A 12,251-nucleotide genomic window follows, 5' to 3' on the forward strand; every position below is an offset into this window, starting at 1 on the left:
ACTATGTTATTTTCCCATTTGTTTTGCAACTTCAGCTGCGAAATCTTCTTCTTTTTTCTCAATTCCTTCACCTAACTCAAATCTTACATATCCAGTAATTTGAATAGATGCATCAACTTCTGCAATTGCTTGTTCAACTGTTTGTTTATCGTTCATAACATAAGCTTGAGATAAAAGTGCAAATCTTCCATCTAATTGAGTATTATCAATGATAAATCTTTCAACTTTTCCTGGAATAATATTTGCCCAAATTTTTTCTGGTTTTCCATCTGCTCTTAACTCATCTTCAAATCTTGCTTTTGCAGCTGCAATTGCTTCATCTGTCAATTGAGATTTAGAAACAAATTCTGGAATTTTTTTAAGAGGTTTTTTTAATCTTACTAACTCTTCATTTTCAGCTTCAATCTCAGCTCTAATAGCTCTATTTTCACTTTCAACAAATGCTGGATCTAAATCTTTATAAGATATAACTGTTGGTTTCATAGCACTTGCATGCATTGCAATATTTCTTAATAATACTGCAGCTTTATCTTTAATACCAGCATCACATTTTGCAGCTAAGATAACACCTGTTCTTCCAGTAACATGCACATAACCATTAACAACTTCTCCACTTAAAGTTGATAATTTTCTAGCAACAATATTTTCACCAATAGTTGCAATTTTTTCTGCTAAAAATGTTGAAAACTCTTGTCCATTAATTGATGAACTATTTAAAGCTTCAGCATCTTTAATTCCATTATTTGCAGCATGAGAAGTAATCTCTTTTGTTAAGTTAATAAAATTCTCATTTTTAGCAACAAAATCTGTTTGTGCATTAAGCTCTAAAATTACACCTTTAGTATTGTCACTATTTATTTCAATAGCAATTAAACCTTCAGCAGCTACATTTCCAGCTTTTTTAGCAGCTTTTCCAAGCCCAGCTTCTCTTAAAGCTTGAACAGCTTTATCTAAATCTCCACCAGTCTCATTTAAAGCATTTTTGCAGTCCATCATTCCTGCACCAGTAAGTTCTCTTAATTCTTTAATTAATTGTGGTGTAACTGCCATATTATGCTTCCTCACCTTCAAAAGCAACTTCTTCACCTTCAGCCATAGCTTCAGCTAAAACTTCATCTTTTTCAGTTTGAGTTACGGGCTCTGCAAATTCTTCACCATTTGCATCAGCAAGTGCGGCTTTACCTTCGTTCATAGCTGCTGCCATTTCGTTGCAGAATAAATGAATTGATCTAATAGCATCATCATTTCCTGGAATTGGTAAATCAACAACATCTGGATCGCAGTTTGTATCAAGTGGAGCTACAACAGTAATTCCAAGTCTTCTAGCTTCAGCAATAGCAATTTTCTCTTTTACTGCATCAAGAACAAACATCATATCTGGTAATTTATTCATTTCTTTAATTCCACCAAGATATAACTCTAATTTTTCTTCTTTTCTAGTAAGCATTAAAGCTTCTTTTTTAGTTAAAAGGTTTATTTGGCCTTCTTCTCTCATTTTTTTAATAATTTCTAATTTTCTAATTGATTTTTTAATTGTTCCAAAATTTGTTAGCATTCCACCTAACCATCTGTGGTTTACATATGGCATACCGCAAGATTCAGCAGCTTTTTTGATAGTTTCACTAGCTTGTTTTTTAGTTCCAACAAAAATCATTGTTTGACCTTCAGCAGCTCTATCTCTAACAACATTGTATGTATATCTGAAATATCTTAACGTTTTTTGTAAATCTATAATATAGATATTTTTTCTAACACCGAAAATGAATTTTTTCATTTTTGGATTCCATCTTCTTGTTTGGTGTCCGAAGTGTACACCACACTCTAATAGGTCTTTCATAGTAACCATGAGTAATTCTCCTTGAATTAATTTGTTTTATTTTTTGTATGGGTTTAGCCTCTGTATCCCTTAATGCCAAGCTTACACTCAACACAACCCGAACAAGGATTGATACATGTGAGGTACTAAATTTCAAAAAATTGAAAAATAGAACTGCGATTATATCCAAATTATATTAAGATTTGTTTAATATTTTTAAGATCTCTTCTTTATCACTAAATGGATATTTTTTATCTTTTATAATTTGTGTAGCTTCATCACCTTTACCTAAAACTAGAACTACACTTTTATCATTTGCCATTGAAATAGCCTTTTTCAAAGCCTCTACACGATTAACTTCAACTATAACATTTGATTTATCATCTATACCAGTTAAAATATCTTCAATAATTCTTTCTGGCTCTTCATATCTTGGATTATCACTAGTTACAACTATACTTTTTGAATACTTTTGTGCAACTTTTCCCATAAGTGGTCGTTTTGCACTATCCCTATTCCCACCAGCACCAAAAATACAAATTATATCTTTGTTTGGAAAACTTTTTAAAACTTCTTCCATTCCATCAGGAGTATGTGCAAAATCTACAATAACAAGTGGATTTAAAGATACAACTTCAACTCTACCACTAACACTTCCAAAATTTTCCAATGTTTTACAAATATCTTCTAATTTTCTATTTGTCAAAATATGAACTGCTCCTAGACTAGCCATAAGATTGTAAATATTAAAAATTCCCATCATTTTTGAAAAAAATGTATAAGTTTTATCTTTGTACAAAAAATCCACTTTCATACCATGTTCAAACTCATATTTATTTACTTTATAGTCTGAATTATTTTCTAAAGAGTAGGTAAAAGAATTTGTAGAATTGTATTTGACAACTTTATCGTCTATATTTACCAATTTTGGTGATTCATCACTCAAAAAAAGATTTTTAACTCTTATATACTCTTCGATAGTTTTATGATAATCAAGATGGTCTCTTGTGATATTTGTATGAATCTTTAAAGCAAAATCCAATCCTTCAATTCTTTTTTGTTCTATTGCATGAGAACTTACTTCCATAATAAAAAATTCACAACCATTTTGTATAGCTTTTTGAATATGTGCAAAATTTCCGATTTGAACAGGAGTAGTTAAAGAATAATCTTCAACTTGATTTTCATTTATAAAAAATCCTCTTGTACCTTGAAGTGCAACTTTATATCCTAAATTTAACAAAATATTATAAATAGTTGTTGCTGTTGTTGTTTTTCCATTTGTTCCAGTTATTCCAATAACTTTAATAGAACTCATATCCAAATAATTTTTTAGTTCATCTGCATTTATTATTTCAAATCCACCATTTAATGCAACATCTTTATATTGCTCATTTTGTTTTGAAACTACAAAAACACTATTTTGCTCAAGTTCACTTGTATTATCTGTAAAAATTCTATCTTTTATGATTAGTTTCATTTTTTTTCTCTTCTAATTTTTCATATAGTTTTAAAATCTCTTTATCATAAGTAAAGTACTCATTAAAACCTTCTAAATAATTGTACGCTGTACTACTAAAGCCATTTTCTATAAGTTTTGTAACAAAATCATAAAAATCTTCTTTTGTTTCAATAGCAACTTTTGTTGAAAACATAATATCTTCAAAAGCAATTTTAAAAGAACCTCTTTCTTCTATTAGCTTTTTAAAATCATCATATTTTATTGCTTCAAGAGAATCAACAGTTGAATCACTAAACTCTTTTAGCAAGTTCATCATTTTTTCAACATCACCATCATAAGCATTTATCATATCTTCCATATATTTTATAGCTTCATCTAAATCATTGGCTTTAACAATTGTGAAATAATCAAATAAAGCAATAGCTTTATTTTCATCTTCTAAAGCTATATCACAAAATAATGGATAGAGTTTATACTCTTTATTTTCTGGAAAATGTGAAGTTAATAAAGAGTATAAAAATAAAGCTTCATCAAATCTTCTTTGCATAAACAAAGAGTTAGCATCATCTAATAATCTACTCTCATTTACCATTATTTCAATCCTCTAAATAGTTTTCTTGCCCTATTGGAACATTTATTATTTGTAAATCTGGATGTATTGCACTTTTCAACTCTTTTTCAACAACATATTTCAATGTACTTCCACTTGCACTACAACCAACACATGCACCTTGAAGCTGAATATAAACTTTTGCATTTTTGATAGCTAAAAGTTCCATTGCACCACCATCTCGTGCTAACATTGGAGATATTTTTTTCTCAACAATATTTTTTACTGGCTCTTGTAAATCTTCATCTGTAAATGGAAACATCTTTATCTCCTTACTTTTTTTTCTTCTTATTTACTAAATATATTCCAATAGCAGTTAATACCAAAAGAACTGCTATTGTTTGAAATATAAAGTTTAAAGTTACTTCTTCTTGAAACATTTTTTTCCTATTTTACTACTTCTTCACATCTTTGACAAAGAGATTCTTCATCATTTGCTGTAAACTTCCAACATCTTGGACATTTATGTGCTGTTGCTTTAAATATTTTAAACTCTTTATCTTCTATTTTAAAACTTCCTAAAATATCTTTAGCTTCTTTATTTGATAATGAACTAACCAAGAACCAATCACTTGCTTCAACTTCATCTAAAGCCAAAAATTCTTCACAATTTGTAGATATTTCCAACTCTAAAGTTGATTTTATAATTTTTTCTTTACTTAAAGCATCTTTTACTTCAGAGAATTTTTCTTTAGCTTCTAAAAATAACTCTTCATTGATATTTGACTGAATTTCTGGTAAATCAAACTTTTTAAAATCAAATATATCTTGGCAATCTTCTTTTATAATAGCTGGTGCATACTCTAAAAGCTCATCCATAGTATATGTCAATATACAAGCCATAGTTGATATAAGCTTTTTAGCAATTAGTGCCATTGCACTTTGAGATGCAGTTCTATGAATATCGTTTTTATCATCACAATACAATCTATCTTTACAAACATCAAGATAAATCCCAGATAAATCAACAACTAAAAAATTGTTTAATTTATTTAATCCTTTTGAGAACTCATAAGCATTAAAAGATTGTTCAATTTCATCAAATACTTTTTTAGCTTTATTTAAAATCCACTTGTCCAAAATTCCCATTTGTGAAACATCAACTATTTTTTCTAAACCATCAATATTTGCTAATAAAAATCTTGCAGTATTTCTTATCTTTCTATAAAGTTCACCATTTTGTTTTAAGATATTATCAGAGATTTTTAAATCACTTTGATAATCACTCATAGCAACCCAAAGTCTCAAAATCTCACTTCCATACTCTTTTAAAACTTTATCAGGAGCTACAACATTCCCTTTAGATTTACTCATTTTTTCACCTTTTTCATCAACAGTAAATCCATGAGTTAAAATTGATTTATAAGGTGCGATTTCACTACTTGCTAAAGTTGTAAGAAGTGAAGATTGGAACCAACCTCTATGTTGGTCACTTCCTTCAAGATACATATCAGCAGGAAAAGTTCCAGCATCGTAATTTCTACTTCTTAAAACTGCATTTTGTGTACTTCCACTATCAAACCAAACATCTAAAATATCTAAAGTTTTTTCTAAATCATCTGGATTTAGTCCACTTCCTGGATATAAAAGTTCGCTAACTTCCAAATCATACCAAGCATCACAACCTTTTTGCTCAAAAATCATAGCTGTATAATTTAAAACTTTTTCATCAAAGATGATTTCATCAGTTTTTTTATTTCTAAAAAATGCAATTGGAACTCCCCAATCTCTTTGTCTACTTATACACCAATCAGGACGACCTTCAAGCATAGCTTTTAGTCTATTTCTTCCCCATTCTGGATAAAATTTTAGATTTTCTACAACTTCAAGTGCATTTTCTCTTAAAGTTTGATTTTTATTTCCATATTTATCATCTATTGAGATAAACCACTGTTTTGTTGCTCTAAAAATAATTGGTGTATGAGTTCTCCAACAGTGCGGATAAGAGTGTCTTATATCACTTTTTTTAAGCAATGCTGAACCTAACTCTTCAAGAATTAAATCATTTGCTTTAAATACATTTAAACCTAAATATTTAGAAGTATCTTTAAAAAGTTTTTCTCTAACTATTGTCTCATCATATTTTCCAAAAGCATCAACAGGCATAATTACTTCAATTCCATATCTAAGCGATACTTTGTAGTCATCTTCACCATGACCAGGTGCAGTGTGAACAGCACCACTTCCAGCACTCATTTCAACATGATCTCCAAAGATAATTACAGAATCTCTACCATTTAATGGATTTATAGCTTTTGTATTTTCTAACTCTTTTGTATTTATAGTTTCAACTATTTCACCTTTTATTACTTCATTTTCAATCAATGAATTATAAAGTTTCTTTGCTACTATAAATTTATCACTAGTTTTTACATATTCTTCTTCTGGATTTATAGCAATTGCTTGATTTGCTGGAAGAGTCCAAGGTGTTGTTGTCCATATAATCAAACTTGCATCAAGATTTTGGTGTTTAAATGCTACATAAATTGATGGAGAAGTTTTATCTTCATACTCAACTTCAGCTTCAGCAAGTGCAGTTTGTGCTGCCCAAGACCAATAAACTGGTTTGCTTCTTTGGATTAATAATCCTTGTTTTGCAATAGCACATAACTCTCTATAAATATTTGCTTCAAATTTGAAATCCATAGTTAAATAAGGATTTTCCCAATCTGCAATTACTCCAAGTTGTTTAAATTCATTTTTTTGAATATCTACAAATTTTGTAGCATGTTCTCGACATAGTTCTCTAAGTTTTGATTTTGCAATAGTTTTTTTCTTCTCACTTCCTATTTTTTCTTCAACTTTTTGCTCAATTGGAAGCCCATGACAGTCCCAACCTGGAACATATCTTATAGTTTTTCCTTCAAAATAGTGAAATTTATTGATAATATCTTTTAAAATTTTATTTAAAGCATGACCTATATGTATATTTCCATTTGCATAAGGAGGTCCATCATGAAGTGTAAATGACTCACAACCTTCTCTATTTTTTTTCATCTTTTCATAAACTTTTTTTTCATCCCATTGTTTATATTTCAATGGTTCATTTTGTGGAAGATTTCCTCTCATAGGAAATTCTGTTTTTGGAAGCAACAAACTATCTTTATAATCCATTATTAACACCTTTATTCTCAAATATTTATAGTTTTATTAAAGAATAGATTATATCTAAATATATTTTAAAACTTATATTTAATGATTTTTAAGGCAATTTGATGAGAAAAGTAATAAAAAATGATGAAGTAAATAAAGAGAGTAAAAAACTCTCTTTATATCTTATTTAATACTAAAATTTATATTTCAAACTAACCATAGCATTAACAGGATCACCATAGTTATAACTAGAAGTACCATATCCAATATAATATGTTTTATCAAATAAGTTATTAATATTTAACTGTCCAGATAAATTTTTACTAAAGTTATAAGATGCCATCAAATCAACAGTTGCATAAGCATCTTGAGTAACTTCTAGTGTTCCAGATTTACTAAATCCTTTACTTTTCCAGTTTACTCCAGCACCTACACTAAATTCATTGATACTATATTTTGTAAAAATACTTATATTATTTCTAGGAGCTGTTGTATTTACTTTTTCTTTCTTAGCATCCTTTGCTTCAAAATGAGTCAATCCTGCACTAATATCCCAATTATCAGTGATTTCTCCACCAATTTCAAGTTCAATTCCTTTTGAAGTTACACCTTTCATACTTTTATAAGCTTGTTCAGTTCCATTTGAACCATCCACAAAAACGCCATTAATCGATTCAGCAACATTATCTTGTTCTAATCTAAATAAAGTTAATCCAGCATTTAATTTTTTATCAAAATATTCACCTTTGATACCAGCTTCATAGTTACTTCCCTCTTTTGGATCTAAGATATTTCCACTTTTATCTTTAACATTACCTTGAGGTTGAAAAATATCTGTATAACTTGCATATACTGAATGATTTTCATTTATATCATAAACTAAACCAACAAATGGTGTAAATACATTGTCATGGTCATATTTTGTTCTGCTATTTGTATCCCAACTATAACTATTATATTCCCAAGTTGTAAGTCTTGAACCAAGAATTAGTTTTAAATCATCAATTAATTCAAATTTTCCAGTAAGATAAACTGATTTTTGTTCTGTATCAGCATTTTGTCTTAAAATATTTTTTCCCATATTTGGTTCAGATGTAAATTCACTACCATTTTGTGTGAAGTAATTAGTAATATTGTATGTTCCTGAAAATTCTGGTTTATATCTTTTATCATTTTCTTTATTGTATTGTGTTCCGATAACAATCTCATGTTCTTTATTTACTAATTCAAATGGAATAGAAGCATAAATATCAATACTATCTTTTTTAATTTTTTCTGGGTATTTACCATAACCTGTAGTTAAACCTGAACCATCTTTATTTAAAGTACCTTGAATATTTGTAAAATTTCTGTCTTTTGTATAGATTTCATTATGAGAGTATGTAGCATTTAATAAAATATCATTATCAAAATAGTGTTTTATATCTGTAAAATATGAAGTTATACTTGTATTCCATTCACTCCAATCAAAGTTGTAACTTTTAGAACGGTCAAAATTTGTTTTTGTTCCATCACTATAAAATGTTGGTAAAGAACGGCCTCCTCCCATAATACCATCTCTATTATTTTCTTCATAGTTAGCACCTGCTGATATTGTAGTATTATCTGTAATATCAGCATCTACAACTGCATAAACCAAACTATTTTCTTGACTTGTTTTATCAACAAAAGAATTTTTATCCTTATAACTTGCTACTAATCTTGCTCTAACACTTCCATCTTCATTTAAAGGAGTTTGAATATCTGTTTTTAATTTGTACATATCCCAAGAACCTGCACTTGCTTCTATATTTCCTTTAAAGACTTTTGAATCTGCATGTTTTCTTACCATATTTATAGAAACAGCAGGATTTCCTGCTCCTACCATAAGTCCATTTGCACCTTTTACAATCTCAACTCTATCGTATGCATCAATATTATAATTATTTATTGTGTACCAATTTTGTGTTACAGGAAGTCCATCAAGTAAATAATAATCAAGGGCAAATCCTCTTGAATAATAAGTTGCTCTACCATCAAATCCTTCGCTTACTGATACACCAGTTACTTTTTTTATCAAAGAATAAAATTCATCAGTTTTTCGATCTTCTAACATTTGTTGTGTTATAACTGAAACTGATTGTGGAGTTTCACGAATAGATAAATCAAGTTTTGTAGCAGTATTCATACTTCCTGTTGTGTATGAGTTTGAGTTCTCTGTTGTACTTCCTAGATAATTTCCACTATTTATAGATATTTCATCTAAAACAGTAGTATTACCAAAGTTTTGATATTTTGGTTTTTCTATTATATATATTACACCATCTTCTTGAATAGCTTTTAATTCATTTGGATTTAGTACACTATTTAAACTATCTAATACCGTACCCCCCCCCGAAACTTAACTTTTCCGAATCTACTATTTTATTTTTTAAATCTTTTGATTTTGAAATATATGTTACATTATATTTCTTTACTATATTCTCTACTGCTTCTTGCAAACTTATCTCTTTTGCATTTGCAAAAGAACTTCCTAACATCAAAGATGTTACAACTGACATGAAAACTCTATTTTTCATCTTAAATCCTTTGTATTAATTTTGAGAATTTGTTTCTCTATATAGTAAGACGATTTAAATGAAAAAAATGGACAATTTTTACAAAAGAATTTTCAAATTTGTTAGTTGGAGTTACTTTTTGTAACAAAAACAATCTATTCTAAAATATTTTATTAGGAAATATATTTATATATCTGTTAAACTAAAATAAAAATATTATATGATAGAATCTTTGCAAAATTTTGAAAAAAATATAGGATAGGAAAAAATGAGTGCAAAACACTATGAAGTAATTATTGTAGGTGGTGGGATTTCTGGTGCAGCTTTATTCTTTGAGCTAGCAAAATATTCTGATGTAAATAGTATCTGTTTACTTGAAAAGTATGATGATTTAGCAACTTTGAATTCAAAAGGAACAAGTAATTCTCAAACTATTCACGTTGGAGATATTGAGACAAATTATACTTTTGATAAAGCAAAAATAACAAAAAGAACAGCAAAAATGATTGAAAAATTCAATCTTATGTATGATCTTCAAGATAAAATTATGTTCAAACACCAAAAAATGGCCTTAGGAGTTGGTGAAAAAGAAGTTGAATTTATCACAAATAGATACAATCAATTTAAAGAAATTTTCCCTTATTTAGAACTGTGGGATAAAGAAACTTTAAGAGAGAAAGAACCACTTTTAGTTTATGCAGATAAAGAAAGAACTAAAGATAGACCAGAACCAATAGTTGCTATGGGAACAAATGACCAATATACAACCGTTGATTTTGGAGCTATGACAAAAGAGCTTGTAAAAGCTGGTCAAAATGCAAACAGTGAAAAAACAACTGATGTATATTTTAATTCTGAAGTTGATGAAATAGAAAAAATTGCTGACAAATTTAAAGTTACAACAGTAAATGGTACTGTTTATACTGCTGATTTTGTTGTTGTAAATGCTGGTGCACACTCTTTATACTTAGCACATAAAATGGGATATGGAAAACATATGGGTTCTTTATCTATGGCTGGGTCATTTTATATTACAAATGGTACATATTTAAATGGTAAAGTTTATATGGTACAAAATGACAAATTACCGTTTGCAGCACTTCATGGTGATCCAGATATTTTATGTGAAGGTAAAACTAGATTTGGACCAACTGCTCTTGCACTATTAGTTTTAGAAAGATATAAAGGTGGAAAATCATTCTTCCAATGCTTAAAAACTATGAATTTTGATGGAAATATTATGAAAATTTTCTGGGATTTAATAAAAGACAGTGAAATTAGAAATTATGTATTTAAAAATTTCTTATTTGAAATTCCTGGGATTAATAAAAAGTTATTCGTTCAAGATGCACAAAAAATTGTTCCTTCTTTAAGTGTAGAAGATATTGAGTATGCGAAAGGATTTGGGGGAGTAAGACCACAAGTTTTAAATAAAGAAGAGAAAAAACTAATGCTTGGAGAAGCTTCAATCAATCCAGGTAATGGAATTATTTTCAATATGACTCCATCTCCAGGTGCTACTTCTTGTTTAGGAAATGCTGAAAGAGATATCAAAGAAGTTTGTAAATATTTAGGAAAGGCTTTCCACGAAGAACAATTCTTAGCTGATTTTACAGAAAAATAATTTTAAAAAGGGTTTAAAAGCCCTTTTTTATAAAGGCTTTCTATGTCAAAAATATTCTCTAACAAAAATATGCAAAAATTACAAAATACTTTACGCAAATCACAAAAAACAATTACAACAGCAGAGTCTTGTACTGGTGGATTAGTTTCTAGTATGATTACAAAAATATCTGGTTCATCTGATATTTTCAATGGAAGTATTGTCAGCTATTCAAATCATATAAAAGAGAAAGAATTAGGTGTTAAAAAATCAACTTTAGATCGTTTTGGTGCAGTAAGCATCGAAGTGGTTGAAGAGATGCTTGTAGGTGCTATTAAAAAGTTTGATTCAAATTTTGCTATTGCAATATCAGGAATTGCAGGACCATTAGGTGGAACAAAAGAAAAACCTGTAGGAATGGTCGTTATTGGAATTTGCAATGATTTAGGGCATAAAAAAGTAAAAATATTTAACTTTAAAGGTAAAAGAGAAGAGATACAAAAACAAGCTGCACAAACAGCTTTAAAACAAATTTTAAAATTTGTGAAAAAAACTCTTGACAATTAAAATAAATTGCACTATAATTCCAGTCCATTTTAAGTAGAACACTTAAAATATTTTAAATGACTCGTTAGCTCAGCCGGTAGAGCATCTCACTTTTAATGAGGAGGCCGATGGTTCGAATCCATCACGGGTCACCATTTTTATTGTTACATACTTGGCCCCTTCATCTAACGGTTAGGATTCATGGTTTTCATCCATGCCACAGGGGTTCGAATCCCCTAGGGGTCACCAAGGTCAATATGTAACTTTAATTGGTCGATTAGCTCAGTTGGTAGAGCGCTACCCTTACAAGGTAGATGTCATAAGTTCGAGTCTTATATCGACCACCATTGTTTATTTAGGTGCGGCCGTAGTTTAGTTGGTTAGAATGCCTGCCTGTCACGCAGGAGGTCGCGAGTTCGAGTCTCGTCGGCCGCGCCACTTAAATAACTTTTTATTTTGACTCGTTAGCTCAGCCGGTAGAGCATCTCACTTTTAATGAGGAGGCCGATGGTTCGAATCCATCACGGGTCACCACTTTTTATTGTTGTATAACTTGGCCCCTTCATCTAACGGTTAGGATTCAT

10 protein-coding genes and 5 tRNA genes are annotated in these 12,251 nt (G+C 29.4%); 7 read left to right on the forward strand and 8 right to left on the reverse strand.

Features of this window, described 5'->3' with window-relative positions; translation table 11 throughout:
* Nucleotides 1-6: 6 nt before the first annotated feature.
* The 8 genes from tsf to CRU91_RS12280 all read right to left on the reverse strand — a co-directional run bounded on the left by tsf (nucleotide 7) and on the right by CRU91_RS12280 (nucleotide 9,539).
* Entirely contained in the window at nucleotides 7-1,050 is a 1,044-nt protein-coding gene (gene tsf, locus CRU91_RS09790) for a translation elongation factor Ts (protein WP_113895046.1), read from the reverse strand.
* Between the two features lies 1 nt (nucleotide 1,051).
* On the reverse strand, nucleotides 1,052-1,846 hold the full coding sequence (rpsB, locus tag CRU91_RS09795; protein WP_113895047.1) for a 30S ribosomal protein S2: 795 nt from the start codon (nucleotides 1,844-1,846) through the stop codon (nucleotides 1,052-1,054).
* 166 nt (nucleotides 1,847-2,012) lie between these two features.
* A complete protein-coding gene (locus CRU91_RS09800; RefSeq protein ID WP_113895048.1) occupies nucleotides 2,013-3,296 on the reverse strand; it encodes a UDP-N-acetylmuramoyl-L-alanyl-D-glutamate--2,6-diaminopimelate ligase in 1,284 nt (427 codons plus the stop codon).
* Nucleotides 3,274-3,870, reverse strand: coding sequence for a hypothetical protein (locus CRU91_RS09805; RefSeq protein WP_113895049.1), 597 nt, complete (start codon nucleotides 3,868-3,870; stop codon nucleotides 3,274-3,276). The genes CRU91_RS09800 and CRU91_RS09805 overlap by 23 nt, the downstream gene beginning before the upstream one ends.
* A gap of 4 nt (nucleotides 3,871-3,874) precedes the next feature.
* Entirely contained in the window at nucleotides 3,875-4,150 is a 276-nt protein-coding gene (locus CRU91_RS09810; protein ID WP_113895050.1) for a NifU family protein, read from the reverse strand.
* A 125-nt stretch (nucleotides 4,151-4,275) separates the two neighbouring features.
* Nucleotides 4,276-7,002, reverse strand: coding sequence for an isoleucine--tRNA ligase (gene ileS, locus CRU91_RS09815; RefSeq protein ID WP_113895051.1), 2,727 nt, complete (start codon nucleotides 7,000-7,002; stop codon nucleotides 4,276-4,278).
* Nucleotides 7,003-7,174: 172 nt separating this feature from the next.
* Complete coding sequence (locus CRU91_RS09820) at nucleotides 7,175-9,148, reverse strand: TonB-dependent siderophore receptor (RefSeq protein ID WP_222718451.1); 1,974 nt, start codon at nucleotides 9,146-9,148, stop codon at nucleotides 7,175-7,177.
* A gap of 184 nt (nucleotides 9,149-9,332) precedes the next feature.
* Entirely contained in the window at nucleotides 9,333-9,539 is a 207-nt protein-coding gene (locus CRU91_RS12280; RefSeq protein WP_113909509.1) for a hypothetical protein, read from the reverse strand.
* A gap of 247 nt (nucleotides 9,540-9,786) precedes the next feature.
* Here CRU91_RS12280 and CRU91_RS09825 point away from each other — a divergent pair, with 247 nt between their 5' ends.
* From CRU91_RS09825 to CRU91_RS09855, 7 genes are all read left to right on the forward strand, one after another.
* A complete protein-coding gene (locus CRU91_RS09825) occupies nucleotides 9,787-11,142 on the forward strand; it encodes an FAD-dependent oxidoreductase (protein WP_113895052.1) in 1,356 nt (451 codons plus the stop codon).
* Nucleotides 11,143-11,184: 42 nt separating this feature from the next.
* The gene (locus tag CRU91_RS09830) at nucleotides 11,185-11,688 is read left to right on the forward strand and encodes a CinA family protein (RefSeq protein WP_113895053.1); all 504 of its coding nucleotides are present in this window, start codon (nucleotides 11,185-11,187) and stop codon (nucleotides 11,686-11,688) included.
* 58 nt (nucleotides 11,689-11,746) lie between these two features.
* Nucleotides 11,747-11,822: transfer RNA gene (locus CRU91_RS09835), tRNA-Lys, on the forward strand.
* Nucleotides 11,823-11,841: 19 nt separating this feature from the next.
* Nucleotides 11,842-11,916: transfer RNA gene (locus CRU91_RS09840), tRNA-Glu, on the forward strand.
* Nucleotides 11,917-11,938: 22 nt separating this feature from the next.
* A tRNA-Val gene (locus CRU91_RS09845) sits at nucleotides 11,939-12,014 on the forward strand.
* 14 nt (nucleotides 12,015-12,028) lie between these two features.
* Nucleotides 12,029-12,105, forward strand: a tRNA-Asp gene (locus CRU91_RS09850).
* 20 nt (nucleotides 12,106-12,125) lie between these two features.
* Nucleotides 12,126-12,201, forward strand: a tRNA-Lys gene (locus tag CRU91_RS09855).
* Nucleotides 12,202-12,251: the final 50 nt, after the last annotated feature.

Source organism: Aliarcobacter vitoriensis (assembly GCF_003316695.1).
Lineage (GTDB): Bacteria > Campylobacterota > Campylobacteria > Campylobacterales > Arcobacteraceae > Aliarcobacter > Aliarcobacter vitoriensis.

Coding starts and splice junctions, on each gene's coding strand:
- CRU91_RS09805 (WP_113895049.1), bottom strand. CDS start 3,870: ATGGTAAATGAGAGTAGATTATTAGATGATGCTAACTCTTTGTTTATG.
- rpsB (WP_113895047.1), bottom strand. CDS start 1,846: ATGGTTACTATGAAAGACCTATTAGAGTGTGGTGTACACTTCGGACAC.
- CRU91_RS09830 (WP_113895053.1), top strand. CDS start 11,185: ATGTCAAAAATATTCTCTAACAAAAATATGCAAAAATTACAAAATACT.
- CRU91_RS09820 (WP_222718451.1), bottom strand. CDS start 9,148: ATGAATACTGCTACAAAACTTGATTTATCTATTCGTGAAACTCCACAA.
- ileS (WP_113895051.1), bottom strand. CDS start 7,002: ATGGATTATAAAGATAGTTTGTTGCTTCCAAAAACAGAATTTCCTATG.
- CRU91_RS09800 (WP_113895048.1), bottom strand. CDS start 3,296: ATGAAACTAATCATAAAAGATAGAATTTTTACAGATAATACAAGTGAA.
- CRU91_RS09810 (WP_113895050.1), bottom strand. CDS start 4,150: ATGTTTCCATTTACAGATGAAGATTTACAAGAGCCAGTAAAAAATATT.
- CRU91_RS09825 (WP_113895052.1), top strand. CDS start 9,787: ATGAGTGCAAAACACTATGAAGTAATTATTGTAGGTGGTGGGATTTCT.
- CRU91_RS12280 (WP_113909509.1), bottom strand. CDS start 9,539: ATGAAAAATAGAGTTTTCATGTCAGTTGTAACATCTTTGATGTTAGGA.
- tsf (WP_113895046.1), bottom strand. CDS start 1,050: ATGGCAGTTACACCACAATTAATTAAAGAATTAAGAGAACTTACTGGT.